Raw genomic sequence first — 15,442 nt, 5'->3', positions numbered from 1 at the left:
CGCTGCCGCGCCGCAATGGCGCGCAACGGGACGACTAGGTCCTTCGTCCATATTGGCCTCCTAAGCGCACAGCCGCGGCTTTGCCGCGGCGTGACGCGCAGTTGTCGCGCGCGGGCCAAGATGCCGGCCCGCGCGCCGCTGATGATCGAAATCACCGCTGGTGTCGTCGACGGTCCACCGGCATTCCAGTTGGCCGTCGATCAGGATCCAATGACAGGCCGGGGTTGGACGCCGGCGATCCGGCGGGCGGCGAAAACCCGGCAGGTTGTCATTGGAATAGGTGGCCGCCCGCGGCGGGATCTGCCGCGGCTCAAACGGCCGGAATTTTGCGAGCTTTTCGAACATCGCTCACCTCCACTTCCGCTGTCTCGCGGCAGGCCGGTGAGGAGCAGGCGGTTACGTGAGGCGTGACCACCCATCCACGCAGGCGAAATCTGCGCGATCAGTCTTGCTGTGTTGCGGCGTCAATAGTCCCGTCAGCGGTCTACTGTCGCCTGAGTTGCTACTGCCCATGTGCCTTCTGTGTTGGCTCGTGGTCGGGTTGATGTCCGGGGTCAGACCCCGGTGCGGAACGCATGTTCCGACGATCGGGCACTACGCCTGCCACAATGGCCTGTCAAGCCGATTCTGCTATCCTCCGGGGAGGATCATGATTATCCTCCAGGGAGGATAGGAGAACCGCATGCCAGACGACCATCCGCACGCAGCGATTGCCCGGCGCCTGAAGCGCGCCAACGGCCATCTCGAGACCATCGTCGAGATGATCGAACAGGGCCGGCCCTGTGCGCAGATCGCCCAGCAATTGCAGGCGGTGGAGAGTGCGATCGAGAGCGCCAAGAAGGCGCTGATCCACGATCACATCGGCCACAGCCTGGAGGAGACGCTAAAGGTATCGGGCCCGAAGGGCCGCAACGTGCTGCGCGACTTCCGACTGATCGCAAAATATCTGTGATCGCCGCCTTCAAGAATCGACCCGCCCGGGGGGATCACCGGACGGGTCGTGTGCGACACGGGGTGGATGAGGACCCGCGCCGAACGCAGGATCCGCAGCCTTCAAAAAATCCCGTCGATCAGTAGCAGGAGCGCACGCGGCCGATGTAGTTGCCGTAGGCGTCGAACTGGCGGACCCAGGCGCAGCGCCGATAGCCGCCGTCGTAATAGCCGTCACTGGCCGCGATCGCGCTGCCGACGATGGCGGCGCCGACGAGGCCCGCGCCGACGCCCCAGCCCCAGCCATACGGCTTGGCGTTGGCCTGCGACGTCGTGGACGCGATGGTGCCGGTCACGGCGAGCGTAGTGAGGGCGAGGGCGGCAAACTTGGTCTTGATCGACATGGGATACTCCATCCTGTTTGAGCGCGGCGCCGGTATGGTCCGCATGCCCGTTGGACGGAGGCTTTTCGGTTCCGGTTCGAAGGCCGTGCCGGAAATATGGTTTCGTGGATTGTTTCGTCGCCTCCGCCAGGACGAAGGAATTCCCGGTCAGTCGCCCCGAAATACGCCCGGATCGAACCTGTCGACGTCGGCCAGCAGCTCGCAGAACGCACGCGCGCCGTGCTCGAGCAGCTGCTCGCCCTTCGCGGCCGAGGCCTTGGTCGCATCGCCGATCGCGCCGCTCGGATTGAGGTCCTGCGCCTGCCAGGCGAACGGCGCTGGCCGCTGGGTCGACAGCAAGCGATGGTCCTTCTCGATCTGTACGCTCGCCGGCTTGAAGTCCGCGATCGCATCCTTGCGCACATGTTGCGGATACTTCGCCAGCATGATCGAGGTCTCGACCGCGCCGCCATGGATGCCGTGGCGCAATTCGTCGGCATCGAACAGCCCGTCCGGCGTGCCGAAGCGCGACCAGCTCGTGGTCACCACCAGCATCTTGTGTTGCGCGTGCAGGTCCTGCGCCACGAGCTGCATCGCGGCGGAATTGCCGCCATGGCTCGTCACCATCACGAGCTTCCTGACGCCGGCGCGCGCCACGCTCTCGCCGAGCGCCATCCAGCTGTTCAGCGCCACCTTGGTCGGGAGGGTCAGCGTGCCCGGAAAATCGATGTGCTCGGTGGAGATGCCGACCGGCTGCAGGGGCAGGAACGTCGCCGGTATGGCCGCCGGCAGCAGCTCCCGAACCCGTGCCAGATACGCCTCACCGATCATGACGTCGGTTCCGAGCGGCAGATGCGGCCCGTGCTGCTCGGTCGCGGCCAGCGGCAGCACCGCGATCCAGCGCGCGGCCGCACCCTTGGCGAGGTCGGGCCAGTGGATGGCGGTCCAGTCACGGGGCGGAAGCTGAGAAGTCATCAAAGCCGGTCGTTTCAATACAAGCGTTTCATGGGATGGATTTGCAGGCTAGTTTGTTTAACATCGGTGAGGCGTTCGCGTCTCCGGGCGCGGTCCACCTCTTCCCGCCTTCCATCATGGGCCATAATGATCGACGGAGTCCAACCATGATCCCGGCCTTTTTGCCGCGAGCGTTAACCACGGCCCTTCTGGCCGCCACCCTCGGCGTTTCCGCGGGCCTCCTCCCGGCGCGGGCGCAGACTCTGGACAAGGTCTCGTTCGGCACCAACTGGGTCGCCGAGGGCGAGCATGGCGGGTTCTTCCAGGCGCTCGCCGACGGCACCTACAAGAAATACGGCCTCGACGTGTCAATCGTGCCCGGCGGTCCCAACGAGAACAACCGCATGCTCTTGATCGCGGGCAAGCTCGACTTCTTCATGAGCGCGAACTCGCTGCAGACCTTCGACGCCGTCACCAACAACGTGCCGCTGGTCGCCGTCGCGGCGATGTTCCAGAAGGACCCGCAGGTCTTCCTGACCCATCCTGAGGTCAAGGTCAGCAAGATCGAGGACCTGAAGCCGCTGACGCTTTTGATCTCGAAGGAAGGCATCACCAGCTACTTCCAGTGGCTGAAATCCGAATACGGCTTCGACGAGAACAAGGTGAAGCCCTACACCTTCAACCCGCAGCCCTTCATCGTGAACAAGCAGACCGCGATGCAGGGATATGTCACCTCGGAGCCCTTTGCGGTGGAGAAGACCGCCGGCTTCAAGCCGAACGTGCTCCTGCTCGCAGACTACGGCTTCAACTCCTATTCGACCCTGATCGAGACCCGCCGCGACCTCGTCGACAAGAAGCCGGATCTGGTGCAGCGCTTCGTCGATGCTTCCGTTGTCGGCTGGTACACTTACGTCTACGGCGACAACTCGGCCGGCAATGCGATGATCAAGAAGCTCAATCCCGAAATGAACGACGAGCTGCTGGCCTATTGCGTCGCCAAGATGCGCGAACACGGCATCGTGGATTCCGGTGACTCCATCAAGAACGGCATCGGCGCCATGACTGACGAGCGGATGGCGAGCTTCTTCGACAAGATGGTGCGCGCCGGTGTGGTCAAGAGCACCATCGACTATCGCCAGGGCTACACGCTGCGCTTCGTCAACAAGGCGGTCGGCGTCGAGCTCAGGCCGAAGAACTGACGGGGTGCGGACGCGCGATGGCGGAGCCTGCGTTGTCTGGACCTGATGCCGGATGGGCGGTGCGCCTGCGCGGCGTCACCAAGACCTATGACAGCGGGGTGATGGCGCTCGGGCCGCTGGACCTCGACGTGAGACGCGGCGAGTTCGTCTCGCTGCTCGGGCCCTCCGGTTGCGGCAAGTCCACCGCGCTGCGCCTCATTGCGGGGCTTGCCACCCCAAGCGCCGGCACGGTCGAGCTCTCGCATCAAGGCGCCGAGCAGCGCGGCAGCCACAGAGTAGGCTTCGTGTTTCAGGAGCCGACGCTGATGCCGTGGGCCAATGTGCGCGACAATGTCCGCCTGCCGCTGAAGCTCGCCCGCGCGCCGGCGACTGACGCCGATGCGCGCATCGATGCGGCGCTCGATCAGGTCGGGCTGGCGGAGTTCGCGACCGCCTATCCGCGCGAATTGTCCGGCGGCATGAAGATGCGGGTGTCGCTGGCGCGCGCGCTGGTCACCGATCCCGATATCCTGCTGATGGACGAGCCGTTCGCGGCGCTCGACGAGATCACGCGCTTTCGCCTCAACAACGACCTGCTGTCGCTGTGGCGCAATTTGCACAAGACCGTCATTTTCGTGACGCACTCGGTGTTCGAGTCGGCCTATCTCTCGCAGCGCGTGATCGTGATGACGGCGCGCCCGGGCCGGATCGGCGCCGAGTTTCGCATCACCTCGCCCGAGCCGCGCGGCGAGGAGTTCCGCACCTCGGCCGAATATGCCGCGTTCTGCCGCGAGATCTCGGCCGCGCTGGCGCCGTCTTATGCAGGGCAGGCGGGCGCATGAAGTCTCCGCAGGATCTCGTCCGCTTTCTGCTTCCGCTTGCGGTGTTCGCCGCGGGCCTTGTGCTCTGGGAAGCGATCGTCCGCGGCTATGGCATCCAGCCCTATGTGCTGCCGAGCCCGCTATTGGTGCTGAAGACGCTGGTTGCGGACTGGCCGGTGCTGTCGCAATCGCTCGGCGTCACATTGCTGACCACGCTCGAAGGCTTCGCCGCCGCCGCGATCGGCGGCGTCGTGCTGGCGCTGCTGTTCAACCAGTCGAAATGGCTTGAATATTCCCTGTTCCCTTACGCGGTGGTGCTGCAGGTCACGCCTGTGATCGCGATCGCGCCGCTGCTCCTGATCTATCTGCAGCAGCAGACCGCCGTGATCGTCTGCGCGTGGATCGTGGCGTTCTTTCCGGTGCTGTCGAACACCACGCTCGGCCTCAACTCGGTCGATCGCAACCTCGCCGGATTGTTTCAACTTTATGGCGCATCACGGCTGCAGACGCTGCTGTTGCTGAAGCTGCCCGCGGCGCTGCCCTATATCCTCGGCGGCCTGCGCATTGCCGGCGGTCTGTCGCTGATCGGCGCTGTGGTCGCGGAGATCGCGGCGGGCAGCGCCGGCGCCGGCTCGGGCCTTGCCTTCCGGATCGCTGAATCGGGCTACCGGCTGAATATTCCCCGCATGTTCGCAGCACTTCTGCTGCTATCGCTGGCCGGGATTGTCATCTATGGGGTGCTGGCGTTAGTTTCGCACCTTCTGTTGCGGCGTTGGCATGAAAGCGCGTTAGGAAAGGACAATTGATGGCCCCGATTTCTTCCGAAAAGATCGATCTCCTGATCTATGGACCGATCCGGCCAATCCTCGAAAACGGCTTCTCCGATCAATACGTGCTGCACCGGGCCGAGAGCCGCGGCGACCTCGAGCGCCTGACTCCCGACACCATGGCCAAGATCCGCGGCATCGCCGTCACCTATCACACGATGGCGACCGACAAGACCGCGATGGCGATGTTTCCGAAGCTCGAGATCGTCGGCAGCTTCGGCGTCGGCTACGACCACGTCGATTCCGCCTATGCGCGGGATCACAATATCGTGGTCACCAATACGCCCGACGTGCTGACCGAGGAGGTCGCCGACGTCGCGATGGGCCTGTTGATCGCGACGCTGCGCGAATTCGTCAAGGCCGACCGCTATGTACGTTCCGGCCTGTGGCAGACCCAGAACTATCCGCTCAGCGTTGGCTCCTTGCGCGACCGCAAGATCGGCATCGTCGGCATGGGCCGGATCGGCCAGGCGATCGGGCGCAGGCTCGAGGCCTCGCGCGTGCCGGTGTCCTATCACTCGCGCAATCCGTCCAAGGACGTCGCCTACAAGCACTATCCCGATCTGATCGAGATGGCGAAGGCGGTCGATACCCTGATCGTCATCGTGCCGGGCGGCGCCTCGACGGCGAAGATGATCAACGCCGACGTCCTGAAGGCGCTCGGCCCGCGCGGCGTGCTGATCAATGTCGCGCGCGGCTCGGTGGTCGACGAGCCGGCGCTGGTCGCGGCGCTGAAATCCGGCACCATCCTGGCCGCCGGTCTCGACGTGTTCGCAGCCGAGCCGAACGTGCCGGACGAATTGAAGGCGATGCAGAACGTCGTGCTGCTGCCGCATATCGGCTCGGCCTCGGTGGTGACGCGCAATGCGATGGACCAGCTCGTGGTCGACAACATCACGAACTGGTTCGCCGGCAAGCCGCCGCTGACGCCGGTTGCGGAAACGCCGGTGAAGGGCCGCTGATGTCATTGTCCCGCTTCAGCGTCGTGCTGCTTATGCTGCTGGCCGCGTGCGGTCCGGCCGCCGCGCAGGACGCCTCGACGTTGAAGAAGGACATGATCGGGCAGTGGGAGCTCGCCACCACCGAGCGCAGCAAGACCTGCGTCGTGACGCTGAAGAGCGATGCGACGCCGCAAGGTTTCAAGCTCGAGCTCGAGCCGGCCTGCGCCGCCGCGCTGCCTTTCACCAAGGACATCACGGGCTGGAGCATCAAGGGCCTCGGCGACATCGTGCGGCTGCAGAATGCGGCCGGCGACGCCGTGATCGATTTCACCGAGGTCGAGACCGGCATCTTCGAGGGCATGCGCACCAATGAGGGCGTCTACATCCTGCAAAACCTCGCCGCTGCCCGCGCGCTCGCCAAGTCGATGGACCAGATGATCGGCGACTGGTCGATGGTCCGCGGCAACGGCCAGGCGATCTGCGCCCTGGTGCTGACCAACACCGACGCCGGCAACGACAATTTCCAGCTGTTCCTGAAAGGCAAATGCGATCCCGCGGTCGCAGCCTTCAACCCGACGCTGTGGCGGCTCGACCACGGCCAGATGATCCTGATGTCGCCCAAGGGCGAGACCTGGCAGTTCGAGGCCGACGACAACGCCCAGTGGCGCCGCGTCCCCGACAGCGCCGACCCGCTGATCATGCTGCGGGAGCAATAGGCGGCGCTGGCACAAACTCGGTGTCGTCCCTGCGAAAGCAGGGACCCATAGCCACGATGCCAGTTGGTTTTGCGCGGCTGTGGCGACCGCTCGCCTCAACAACTCAACCCTGTGGTTATGGGTCCCTGCTCCCGTGCGCAATTGCGCACTAGGCAGGGACGACGATGGGGGGCGATCTGCTTCTCGATGACACCCCCAAAATAATTCCCTGGCCCCTGTCGATCCGACGGCTGCCGGATCGTCGTTCCCCATAGCGAGCCGATTTCACCGCGATAATCCCGTGGCTTGCCGCAAACAGGAGCAGTTCATGCGCTTTATGTCGATCGTCACCTCTCCCCAGCCGCCCGCACAGCCGACCACGGCGCTGCTGGAGGCCATGCACAAGCTCGCCGACCGCGAGATCAAGGCCGGCCGCATGGTCGATACCGGCGGGCTGATGCCGCTCGCGACCGGCGCGCAGGTCCGCATTGTCGACGGCCATCTCAGCGTCGTCGACGGTCCGTTCGTCGAGGCCAAGGAAGTGATCGGCGGCTACGCGATCTTCGAGCTGGGCAGCAAGGAAGAGGCGGTGGCGCTCGCAGTCGAGTTCATGCAGCTCCACAAGGATCACATGCCCGGCTGGCAAGGCACCTGCGAGGTCCGCGCCTTCGCGGGCTTTGCCGGACAGTGTCCCGAGTGAGCCGAAGGAGGACAGGCGATGCGCTTCATGTATGTCCTGGTGGCGGAGAAGCCGATGCTGCCGAATCCACCATTGAGGGAGGCGATCGGCAAGCTCGCCGAACGCGAGATCGCGGCCGGCCGCATGCTCGATACCGGCGCGCTGTTGCCGCGCACGGCGGGCGCGGAGGTGAAGATCAAGGACCGCAAGCTCACCGTCACCGACGGTCCTTTCATGGAGGCCAAGGAGGTGGTCGGCGGCTACGCCGTGTTCGAGCTGAAGGACAAGGAGGAGGCCGTGGCGCGCGCCGTCGAGTTCATGCAGCTTCATCTCGACCATATGCCGGATTGGGAACTGTCATGCGAGGTTCGCCCCTTCATGGACTGCTGACGGCCGCCTCGGTCGCATACCGGTGGCCGGCGTGACGGAGGACGAGGTCAAGCGCACCATCCTCGGTGTGTGGCGCATCGAGCAGCCGCGGCTGATCACCAGCCTGTCGCGGATGCTGCGCGACGTGCCGCTCGCCGAGGATCTGACCCAGGAAGCGCTGATCGCGGCGCTCGAGCACTGGCCGCTCGGTGGCGTGCCGGAGAAGCCGGGTGCCTGGCTGATGGCGACCGCCAAGCGGCGTGCGCTCGATCATATCAGGCGCAACCGCATGCTGACCGAGAAGCACGGCATGCTTGCGCATGATCTGGTGCGGGAGCAGGAGACCATGCCCGATTTCGATTCCGCGCTCGACGACGATATCGGCGACGAATTGCTGCGGCTGATCTTCACCGCCTGCCATCCGCTGCTGTCGCGCGAGGCCCGCGCCGCGCTGGCGCTTCGGATGATCTGCGGTCTCACCACCGAGGAGATCGCGCGCGCCTTCCTGCAGGCGGAGGCGACCATCGCCCAGCGCATCGTGCGCGCCAAGCGCACGCTGTCGGAATCCGGTCTGGCCTACGAGACGCCGCGCGGCGCGGCGCTGTCGGAGCGGCTCGCCTCCGTGCTCGAGGTCGCCTACCTGATCTTCAACGAGGGCTATACCGCGGCAAGCGGCGCCGAATGGCTGCGGCCGCAGCTCTGCAACGAGGCGCTGCGCATCGGCCGTGTGCTGAGCTCGATCGCGCCGCACGAGCCGGAGGCGCACGGCCTGCTGGCGCTGATGGAATTCAACGCCTCGCGGATGGCGGCGCGCACCGACGCGGCCGGCGAGCCGATCCTGTTGATGGACCAGAACCGCGCGCTGTGGGATCGCCTGCAGATCCGCCGCGGGCAACTGGCGCTTGCGCGTGCCCGCGAGCTCGGCGGCGCCGGCGGCTTCTACGCGCTGCAGGCCGCGATCGCCGCCTGCCACGCCGAGGCCGATACGCCTGGCGCGACGGACTGGCGCCGCATCGCCGCGCTGTACGGCGATCTCGCCGCGCTGCTGGATTCGCCTGTCATCGCGCTCAACCGCGCGGTCGCGGTCGGCATGGCCGAAGGGCCGCTGGCCGCGCTTGCGATCGTCGACGGCCTCGCCGACGAACCGGCGCTGAAATCCTATCATCTGCTGCCGAGCGTGCGCGGCGATCTGCTGCACCGGTTGAGCCGCTTCGCGGAGGCGCACGCCGCGTTCGAGGCCGCTGCCGCATTGGCCGGCAACGCACGCGAGCGCGAGTTCCTCAAGCGGCGCGCCGCGGTCGCGGCACGCGCCGCGCAGGATCACGACGGCCGTTGAATGGCTTCGCGATTTCGACGCAAAGCGCCGGCATGTTAGCCGAATCGCAGTGCGTCAGGGAACCGCGACCATGACGAAACCATCCGTGCTGGCGATCGGGCTCGACCCCACCTTCGTCGATCTGTCCGTCATGCCCCAATTCACGCCCGAGCTCGTGCGCAGCTACATCGACGCGCAGATCGAGGGCCTGCGGACGCTTGGCTACGATGTCGAAAGCTGTCTCATCGACCTCGGCGATACGGCCGAAGCGGTGACGGCGGCGGCCCTCAACGCGCGCCGCTACGATTGCGTGGTGATCGGTGCCGGGTTGCGCGAGCCGCCGGAGCGGCTGTTGCTGTTCGAGACGATCCTCAATCTGGTGCACCGGCTCGCGCCTGGTGCCGCCATCTGCTTCAACACCAACCCAGCCGACACCACTGCTGCCGTGCAGCGCTGGGTCAAGCCTTAGCGCGCGGCGCGCGCAGCCTTGCCGCGCAGCCCCCACAACAGCAGGATCGCTGCTGCGATGATCGCAAGACCGATCGAGACGAATCCAGTGGTCACCAGCGCCTCCTGCCACGGCGCGGCGCCACGCCCGGCCGCAGTCACCGGCGACAGCGCGCCGGTTCCGAGAACGGCGGCGAGCGTCGCCACGGCCCAGTTGCCGTACGTCCCGCACAGCAGCGCCCAGTAGGCTACGGCGCTCGCGCGCGGCGGCAGCCTGACCTCGCTCCAGATCGCGCCGACCGCGAGCAGGAATGTGCCGTTCATCACGCCTTCGAGATGCGCCGCGAGCGCCATCCGCACATTGACGAAGTGCTGCTCGAGAAGGCCGGTCAACAGCCCGATCAGGAACAGGGTCATGCCGTGAAAAAGCAGCCGCCGCCGATCATCCATTCTCGTCCCCTCAAATCACTGGTGTGAATAACGGCCGACCATAGCAGAATGCGCCAAGACGCCCGCGCGCGAATGGCGCCTGCCGCGCCGGCTGCCGGCCGAAGCATGGGCTGGCCGCACGCCCGGACTGGACCTGAGCCGGCACGGGCCGGGGCCGCCCGTCTGCAAAAGCCCGGCGGTTGTTGCCGGCGGCAACCTATGACACCATCCCGATTCCGGTTTGTTTTTTGACTTTGGAAGCCTATGCCGCGCCGCAAATTTGCCTGGGAGAAGCTCACGGATGCGCAGTTGCTCGAGCAACGCCTCAGCAGTCTGAGGGTTGCGGTCGATGGCACCTGGCTCGCGGATTGTGTCAGCACGCTCTACGAAGAGCTCGAAGAGCGGGGGATACGGCTGCGGCCGCACGCATGGATCTCGAGCGAATGGTTTAGCCCGGCCGATGTGCCCGGCATCGCCATTCCGTTCTATCTCGCCCATCCGCGCCTGATGAAGCTCGAGAAGAAGATGATGCTCGACGTCGAGGGCGCCTCGTGGTCCGAGTGCATGGCCATTCTCCGCCACGAGGCGGGGCACGCCATCCAGCACGGCTACCAGCTGCAGCGCCGCCGGCGCTGGCAGCAGCTGTTCGGTCCATCGTCGCAACACTATCCGCGCTACTACCGGCCCAATCCGGCCAGCCGCAATTATGTCCAGCATCTCAGGCTCTGGTACGCGCAGAGCCATCCGGACGAGGATTTCGCCGAGACCTTCGCGGTGTGGCTGCGGCCGCGCTCGAACTGGCGGACGCGCTATGCCGGCTGGCCGGCGCTGAAGAAGCTCGAATATGTCGACGAGCTGATGGGCGAGATCGCCGGCGAGCGGCCGCTGCTGACGACGCGCGAGCGGGTCGATCCGCTGCATACGCTGAAGCAGACGCTCGGCGAGCACTACAAGAAGAAGCAGGCGTTCTACGCCTTCACGCCGCCGAAGACCTACGACCGCGATCTGTCCAAGCTGTTCTCTGCCGATCCGCGGCATCACCGGCATCCGCCGGCTGCGTCCTTCATCAGGCGGCACCGCGCCCAGATCAGGCAGCTGGTCGCGCGGTGGACGGGCGAGAACCAGTTGACGCTCGATGCCGTGCTCGACGACATGATCTTGCGCTGCCGCGAGCTCAATCTGCGTGCCGTCGGCCCCGAGCAGAAGCTGGTGACCAATTTCACCATCCTGCTGACAGCCAAGACCATGCACGCGCTGTTCGGCCCGTCGCGCCGCAAATGGATCGCGCTATGAAACACTTTCGCATTCTGGTGCTGATGCACCCGGACTGTGTGCCGCCGGACTCCAGCGACGGATACTCGGCGCGGGAAATCAACGAGTGGAAAACCGAATACGACGTGGTGAGTACCCTGCGCGCGGCCGGCCATGAGGTGCGTCCGCTCGGCGTGCAGGAGGAAATCAAGCCGGTGCGCGACGAGATCGAGGGCTTCAAGCCGCACGTGGTGTTCACGCTGCTGGAGGAGTTTCACTACGACGTCGTGTATGACCAGCACATCGCGAGCTATCTCGAGCTGATGAAGATCCCCTATACCGGGTGCAATCCGCGCGGCCTGATCCTGGCGCGCGGCAAGGATCTGTCCAAGACGCTGGTGCATCACCGCCGCATCCCGGTGCCGGCCTTCGCCGTGTTCCCGATGCGCCGCAAGGTCAAGCGGCCGCCGCGGCTAGCGCTGCCGCTGATCGTCAAGAGCCTGAGCAGCGATGGATCGCTCGGTATCTCGCAGGCGTCGATCGTCGATACCGACGAGAAGCTCGCGGAGCGCGTCGCCTTCATCCATGAGCGGATCGGAACGGCCGCGATCGCCGAGCAGTTCATCGAGGGACGCGAGCTCTATGTCGGCGTGATCGGCAACAACAGGCTGCGGGTCCTGCCGGTTTGGGAATTGAAGTTCGGCAGCATGGGCGGCCCCGCCGCGCGCCAGATCGCCACCGAGAAGGTCAAGCACGATACCAGCTACCAGGAGCGCATCGGAATTGCGGACGGGCCGGCGGAGGACCTTACGCCGGAACTATCAGCGCATATTCAACGGCTGGCGAAGCGGATCTACCGGACCTTGGGGCTCGACGGCTACGCGCGCATCGACTTCCGCCTGTCCACCAACGGCGTTCCGTATTTCATTGAAGCCAATCCCAATCCCGAAATCGCCAAGAGCCAGGAGTTCGCGACAGCCGCCGGGCATGACGGACTGGACTATCCGGTTCTGTTGAATCGCATTGTGGCACTCGGGATCAGCCGCGCCAAGGCCGGCGTATCCCTGGGCTGAAACGAAGCGGTTAGAGGCTGCGCTGCAGCGCGTGGCGTCGCGCGTCCCTGGGGATGAACATCGCAAACGTTTCCCTAACGCGCGCCGCCGGCGTCGCGGCGGCAGTGGCTGTGGGAGCGGGTGCCGCCTCCGGACGAAACGCATCCGGTTCCGGCCAGCGCCGTGCAATCACGTCGCTCACGGCAGTCGCCCTGAGCAAGCCGTCGCTGCGGCAGGCATCGTAGACGTACAAAACGGCAAGAAAAATCGATACGACAACAAGGATCGTCTTGAAAATCGGCATTGTGATTGCGCCTTCTTGATTGAGGCGAACAATGCCCGGTCACGGTGAACCGCGCGTTTAGCGCGCCGGCCGACCGGCCGATACGGTTCCCAACTCATGAACGGGCTTGCGTAAACGGCTCGCTTACCAACGCCTTCAAGGTTGCGGCAACCAGCTTTCCTCACCGGCGGGAAAGAAGTCTCTGGCATCAAGAGACCAACAAGAAGACTGAGGAGGCACCATGTTCGTCGCCATTCGAGTCATGATCCTGATCGCCAGTGCGTACGCCGGCTCGGCCGTCGCGGAGATGCAGTTCGCGCCGCTGCCGAGCCTTGCGGCGTCGTCCGCGCCGTAGCACCGGCAACCGACGCAGTGCCCCGGCGCTTTACGCCGGATTGGGTGTTGCCGCGGCAACCCCGATTGCGCGGGCGGCGTTTTCCGTCATCCGGGTCGCCGTTAGCCGGAGGAAATACAGCGACAACCCCGGATTGCGTTCGCACAGCTTCCGCAGTGCGCCGTCGCTGATCCACAGCAAATCCACATCGGTTGCTGCCATGGCCGTCTGCGTGCGGCGCCGTTCGAGGGAGAACAGTCCGATCTCCCCGAACAATTCGCCTGCCGAGACCCCACGATCGATCTCGGGAAACCTGACGTCGCCCGATACGACCATGTAGAGCAGGTCGGCGTCGTCGCCTTTCCTGAAAATCGTTTCTCCAGCCCTGACGTGCTTCGCGTGCATGAACGGTTGCAGCCAGTTCGGAGAAAGGTCCGTCGCGGCAGCGCGCCTGGCCTTGCGAAGCAGCCGAACCATCTGGAACAGCAACACCACGTTCAGCGGCAGCAGAATGATGTGCAGGATGAGCACCGGGTAGATCCGGTCGCCCAATCCATAGCTGATGAATGCCAGATTGCTGAATATCGCGACGGTGCGCAGGCTCAACATCGTGCTCATGCAGAACGTCAGCAACACAAGAGCTGACGCCAGGTAACCCAAGCCATCGATCAGCGTCATGACAGCGCCTCGTCGGAAATGAATTGCAAGAAATGCGCTCTGAAAACGACTGGAAACATATACGAGTGCGCTTATTCTCTTGGGCAGAAATGAGGCCGAGCCGCCATGCATCTCAAACGACTGGCCGTATCGATCCTGAGCGGAGTGCTGCTCGCAGCCTCGGCCTGGTCAGGCGCAGCCCGTGCGGAGGGCGCCGCCGATCCGGCGTGGCCGACCCGGCAGTGGCAGAGTTCGACGCCGGAAGAGCAGGGGATGGATTCCGCCGCGCTGGCGCGGCTCGTCAACTTTGGCGCGGCTCACAGTTTCGATAGCCTCCTGATTGCGCGTCATGGCCGGATCGTGCTCGACGCTTACTATGCGCCGTACACGCCGGAGATCCCGCATCTCTTCAATTCCGTCACCAAGGCGGTGACCGGCACGCTGGTCGCGATGCTGCTCAGGGACAATTTGCTCGACAGCCTCGACCATCGCATGGTGGATTTCTTCGGCGACCGCACCATCGCCAATCTCGATGACCGCAAGCGGGCAATCACGATCCAGACCATGCTCGACATGACCTCGGGGATGGCCTGGACGGAGGGCGTCGAGGGCGGCAGGCCGGAGTCGCTAATCGAATGGGGGCGCAGCCCCGATGCGATCCAGTTCATCCTGGACCGTCCGATGGCGAAGGCGCCGGGCGAGGCGTTCTACTACAACACCGGCAATCCGCAGCTGCTGGCCGCGATCATCAACAAGCTCACCGGCGTGCGCGCGCGGGATTATGCGGTGACGAAACTGTTTCGTCCGCTCGGGATCGCCGCGCCCTACTGGCACAGCATCGGGCCGGGGCTGACGCAAGGCGGCGGCGGGCTGCTGCTCGCGCCGCGCGACGCCGCCAAGATCGGGCTGCTGTATCTGCATGACGGCGAATGGGAGGGGCAGCGGCTGCTGCCGTCCGGCTGGGTCGATCGCATCAAGCACGCGACGACAGAGATGCACGCTTCGTTCGATCGGTCCCTGCGCTATGCCAATTTCTTCTGGGTGATGCCGAAGCAGCAGGCCTTCATGGCGGTCGGCGACCGCTGCCAGCTGATCATGATCCTTCCCGCGCTCGACATCGTCACGGTCGTGACCGCGCGCGACTACTGCTCATTCGGCAGGATGGCCGACGACATTTCCGGCGCCGTCAAGTCCGACACGGCGCTGCCGGTGAACTCCGCCGGCGGCAATCAGCTTGCCGCGGCGCTGCGCGATGGCGCGACGGAAAAGCCGTCGGCGGTTGGTGCGGTGCCCGAGACTGCGGCCGCCATCTCGGGCAAGACCTGGCGCTTCCCGCCCAACGGCCTCAATCTGCGGGCGCTGACGCTGCATCTGACCGATCCGTCCGCGCACTACGAGCTGGAAACGGCGACGCCGGATGCGGCGAGGCCGGTAGTCAAATTGGCGGGACCGATCGGGCTCGACGGCACCTATCGTCTCGGCCAGCCAACGCCGCTCGGCGTGATGGCGCTGAAAGGGACGTGGCAGACCGCTGAGACGTTTGCGATCGACCTGCGTCTGGTCGGCGGTGATACCGACCGCAGATGGCTGCTCACGTTCGACGGCGGCAAGGCCAGGCTCAGCGGCAAGGATAGCTTCGGCCACGAAGTGCAGGTCGATGCGGAGGCGCAGGGCGCGCAATAACGATTCGCTATTTTGAGGCAACGCGCACGGTGCAATGACGGTGATGTGTGCACGCACCCGGCTTTCCCTGCGCCCTCTGTTCAAGAGAGAGGGCGGAATGAGATGCAAAACTCGGACGAAACGCGCCGCGAGAATGCGGACGCATGGTCCGCAGGCGGTCCAACAAACGCGATGTCGTCCCGGCGAAGGCCGGGACCCATAACCACCGAAGATG

19 protein-coding genes are annotated in these 15,442 nt (G+C 65.1%); 13 read left to right on the top strand and 6 right to left on the bottom strand.

Annotation, left to right across the window (positions count from 1 at the left end; all coding sequences use genetic code 11):
- Positions 1-60 precede the first annotated feature (60 nt).
- Complete coding sequence (locus JQ573_RS29670) at positions 61-345, bottom strand: hypothetical protein (RefSeq protein WP_212311828.1); 285 nt, start codon at positions 343-345, stop codon at positions 61-63.
- A 337-nt stretch (positions 346-682) separates the two neighbouring features.
- Here JQ573_RS29670 and JQ573_RS29665 point away from each other — a divergent pair, with 337 nt between their 5' ends.
- On the top strand, positions 683-952 hold the full coding sequence (locus JQ573_RS29665; protein ID WP_212311827.1) for a metal-sensing transcriptional repressor: 270 nt from the start codon (positions 683-685) through the stop codon (positions 950-952).
- Between the two features lie 118 nt (positions 953-1,070).
- On the opposite strand, the gene JQ573_RS29660 is transcribed toward JQ573_RS29665, so the two are convergent.
- Both JQ573_RS29660 and JQ573_RS29655 read right to left on the bottom strand, forming a co-directional pair.
- On the bottom strand, positions 1,071-1,334 hold the full coding sequence (locus tag JQ573_RS29660; RefSeq protein ID WP_212311826.1) for a hypothetical protein: 264 nt from the start codon (positions 1,332-1,334) through the stop codon (positions 1,071-1,073).
- 147 nt (positions 1,335-1,481) lie between these two features.
- A complete protein-coding gene (locus JQ573_RS29655) occupies positions 1,482-2,288 on the bottom strand; it encodes a creatininase family protein (RefSeq protein ID WP_212311825.1) in 807 nt (268 codons plus the stop codon).
- Between the two features lie 146 nt (positions 2,289-2,434).
- On the opposite strand from JQ573_RS29655, the gene JQ573_RS29650 reads away from it, so the two are divergent.
- The 9 genes from JQ573_RS29650 to JQ573_RS29610 all read left to right on the top strand — a co-directional run bounded on the left by JQ573_RS29650 (position 2,435) and on the right by JQ573_RS29610 (position 9,561).
- Positions 2,435-3,466 carry an ABC transporter substrate-binding protein gene (locus tag JQ573_RS29650; protein ID WP_212311824.1) on the top strand — a complete coding sequence of 344 codons (1,032 nt, stop codon included), beginning with the start codon at positions 2,435-2,437 and terminating at the stop codon, positions 3,464-3,466.
- Positions 3,467-3,483: 17 nt separating this feature from the next.
- Positions 3,484-4,287: an ABC transporter ATP-binding protein gene (locus JQ573_RS29645; protein WP_212311823.1), complete on the top strand. Its 804-nt coding sequence runs from the start codon at positions 3,484-3,486 to the stop codon at positions 4,285-4,287.
- Positions 4,284-5,072, top strand: coding sequence for an ABC transporter permease (locus JQ573_RS29640; RefSeq protein ID WP_212311822.1), 789 nt, complete (start codon positions 4,284-4,286; stop codon positions 5,070-5,072). The genes JQ573_RS29645 and JQ573_RS29640 overlap by 4 nt, the downstream gene beginning before the upstream one ends.
- Positions 5,072-6,055, top strand: coding sequence for a 2-hydroxyacid dehydrogenase (locus JQ573_RS29635; RefSeq protein WP_212311821.1), 984 nt, complete (start codon positions 5,072-5,074; stop codon positions 6,053-6,055). Before JQ573_RS29640 ends, JQ573_RS29635 begins: the two co-directional genes overlap by 1 nt.
- Entirely contained in the window at positions 6,055-6,750 is a 696-nt protein-coding gene (locus tag JQ573_RS29630; RefSeq protein ID WP_212311820.1) for an AprI/Inh family metalloprotease inhibitor, read from the top strand. Before JQ573_RS29635 ends, JQ573_RS29630 begins: the two co-directional genes overlap by 1 nt.
- A gap of 307 nt (positions 6,751-7,057) precedes the next feature.
- Positions 7,058-7,429, top strand: coding sequence for a YciI family protein (locus JQ573_RS29625; protein WP_212311819.1), 372 nt, complete (start codon positions 7,058-7,060; stop codon positions 7,427-7,429).
- Positions 7,430-7,447: 18 nt separating this feature from the next.
- On the top strand, positions 7,448-7,798 hold the full coding sequence (locus JQ573_RS29620) for a YciI family protein (protein WP_173640245.1): 351 nt from the start codon (positions 7,448-7,450) through the stop codon (positions 7,796-7,798).
- Positions 7,799-7,829: 31 nt separating this feature from the next.
- The gene (locus JQ573_RS29615) at positions 7,830-9,113 is read left to right on the top strand and encodes an RNA polymerase sigma factor (protein WP_212311818.1); all 1,284 of its coding nucleotides are present in this window, start codon (positions 7,830-7,832) and stop codon (positions 9,111-9,113) included.
- Between the two features lie 70 nt (positions 9,114-9,183).
- The gene (locus JQ573_RS29610; RefSeq protein WP_212311817.1) at positions 9,184-9,561 is read left to right on the top strand and encodes a hypothetical protein; all 378 of its coding nucleotides are present in this window, start codon (positions 9,184-9,186) and stop codon (positions 9,559-9,561) included.
- On the opposite strand, the gene JQ573_RS29605 is transcribed toward JQ573_RS29610, so the two are convergent.
- Positions 9,558-9,989 carry a hydrogenase gene (locus tag JQ573_RS29605; protein WP_212311816.1) on the bottom strand — a complete coding sequence of 144 codons (432 nt, stop codon included), beginning with the start codon at positions 9,987-9,989 and terminating at the stop codon, positions 9,558-9,560. The genes JQ573_RS29610 and JQ573_RS29605 overlap by 4 nt on opposite strands.
- Before the next feature lie 243 nt (positions 9,990-10,232).
- Between JQ573_RS29605 and JQ573_RS29600 the strand changes: the two genes are divergently transcribed.
- Both JQ573_RS29600 and JQ573_RS29595 read left to right on the top strand, forming a co-directional pair.
- A complete protein-coding gene (locus JQ573_RS29600; RefSeq protein ID WP_212311815.1) occupies positions 10,233-11,261 on the top strand; it encodes a putative zinc-binding metallopeptidase in 1,029 nt (342 codons plus the stop codon).
- Entirely contained in the window at positions 11,258-12,292 is a 1,035-nt protein-coding gene (locus JQ573_RS29595; RefSeq protein ID WP_171947882.1) for an ATP-grasp domain-containing protein, read from the top strand. The genes JQ573_RS29600 and JQ573_RS29595 overlap by 4 nt, the downstream gene beginning before the upstream one ends.
- Before the next feature lie 10 nt (positions 12,293-12,302).
- On the opposite strand, the gene JQ573_RS29590 is transcribed toward JQ573_RS29595, so the two are convergent.
- Together JQ573_RS29590 and JQ573_RS29585 are read right to left on the bottom strand one after the other, a co-directional pair.
- Positions 12,303-12,575 carry a hypothetical protein gene (locus tag JQ573_RS29590; RefSeq protein WP_212311814.1) on the bottom strand — a complete coding sequence of 91 codons (273 nt, stop codon included), beginning with the start codon at positions 12,573-12,575 and terminating at the stop codon, positions 12,303-12,305.
- A gap of 364 nt (positions 12,576-12,939) precedes the next feature.
- On the bottom strand, positions 12,940-13,566 hold the full coding sequence (locus JQ573_RS29585) for a cyclic nucleotide-binding domain-containing protein (RefSeq protein WP_212311813.1): 627 nt from the start codon (positions 13,564-13,566) through the stop codon (positions 12,940-12,942).
- A 105-nt stretch (positions 13,567-13,671) separates the two neighbouring features.
- Here JQ573_RS29585 and JQ573_RS29580 point away from each other — a divergent pair, with 105 nt between their 5' ends.
- The gene (locus JQ573_RS29580; protein ID WP_212311812.1) at positions 13,672-15,228 is read left to right on the top strand and encodes a serine hydrolase; all 1,557 of its coding nucleotides are present in this window, start codon (positions 13,672-13,674) and stop codon (positions 15,226-15,228) included.
- Positions 15,229-15,442 lie beyond the last annotated feature (214 nt).

The sequence above is a fragment of the Bradyrhizobium sp. AUGA SZCCT0105 genome (assembly GCF_018129565.1).
Classification (GTDB): Bacteria; Pseudomonadota; Alphaproteobacteria; order Rhizobiales; family Xanthobacteraceae; genus Bradyrhizobium.
Note: the sequence above shows the minus strand (reverse complement) of the source record. Positions and strands in the feature narration are given on the sequence as shown.

Coding starts and splice junctions, on each gene's coding strand:
- JQ573_RS29595 (WP_171947882.1), top strand. CDS start 11,258: ATGAAACACTTTCGCATTCTGGTGCTGATGCACCCGGACTGTGTGCCG.
- JQ573_RS29665 (WP_212311827.1), top strand. CDS start 683: ATGCCAGACGACCATCCGCACGCAGCGATTGCCCGGCGCCTGAAGCGC.
- JQ573_RS29620 (WP_173640245.1), top strand. CDS start 7,448: ATGCGCTTCATGTATGTCCTGGTGGCGGAGAAGCCGATGCTGCCGAAT.
- JQ573_RS29580 (WP_212311812.1), top strand. CDS start 13,672: ATGCATCTCAAACGACTGGCCGTATCGATCCTGAGCGGAGTGCTGCTC.
- JQ573_RS29605 (WP_212311816.1), bottom strand. CDS start 9,989: ATGGATGATCGGCGGCGGCTGCTTTTTCACGGCATGACCCTGTTCCTG.
- JQ573_RS29625 (WP_212311819.1), top strand. CDS start 7,058: ATGCGCTTTATGTCGATCGTCACCTCTCCCCAGCCGCCCGCACAGCCG.
- JQ573_RS29650 (WP_212311824.1), top strand. CDS start 2,435: ATGATCCCGGCCTTTTTGCCGCGAGCGTTAACCACGGCCCTTCTGGCC.
- JQ573_RS29610 (WP_212311817.1), top strand. CDS start 9,184: ATGACGAAACCATCCGTGCTGGCGATCGGGCTCGACCCCACCTTCGTC.
- JQ573_RS29645 (WP_212311823.1), top strand. CDS start 3,484: ATGGCGGAGCCTGCGTTGTCTGGACCTGATGCCGGATGGGCGGTGCGC.
- JQ573_RS29585 (WP_212311813.1), bottom strand. CDS start 13,566: ATGACGCTGATCGATGGCTTGGGTTACCTGGCGTCAGCTCTTGTGTTG.
- JQ573_RS29635 (WP_212311821.1), top strand. CDS start 5,072: ATGGCCCCGATTTCTTCCGAAAAGATCGATCTCCTGATCTATGGACCG.
- JQ573_RS29630 (WP_212311820.1), top strand. CDS start 6,055: ATGTCATTGTCCCGCTTCAGCGTCGTGCTGCTTATGCTGCTGGCCGCG.
- JQ573_RS29640 (WP_212311822.1), top strand. CDS start 4,284: ATGAAGTCTCCGCAGGATCTCGTCCGCTTTCTGCTTCCGCTTGCGGTG.
- JQ573_RS29670 (WP_212311828.1), bottom strand. CDS start 345: ATGTTCGAAAAGCTCGCAAAATTCCGGCCGTTTGAGCCGCGGCAGATC.
- JQ573_RS29590 (WP_212311814.1), bottom strand. CDS start 12,575: ATGCCGATTTTCAAGACGATCCTTGTTGTCGTATCGATTTTTCTTGCC.
- JQ573_RS29660 (WP_212311826.1), bottom strand. CDS start 1,334: ATGTCGATCAAGACCAAGTTTGCCGCCCTCGCCCTCACTACGCTCGCC.
- JQ573_RS29655 (WP_212311825.1), bottom strand. CDS start 2,288: ATGACTTCTCAGCTTCCGCCCCGTGACTGGACCGCCATCCACTGGCCC.
- JQ573_RS29600 (WP_212311815.1), top strand. CDS start 10,233: ATGCCGCGCCGCAAATTTGCCTGGGAGAAGCTCACGGATGCGCAGTTG.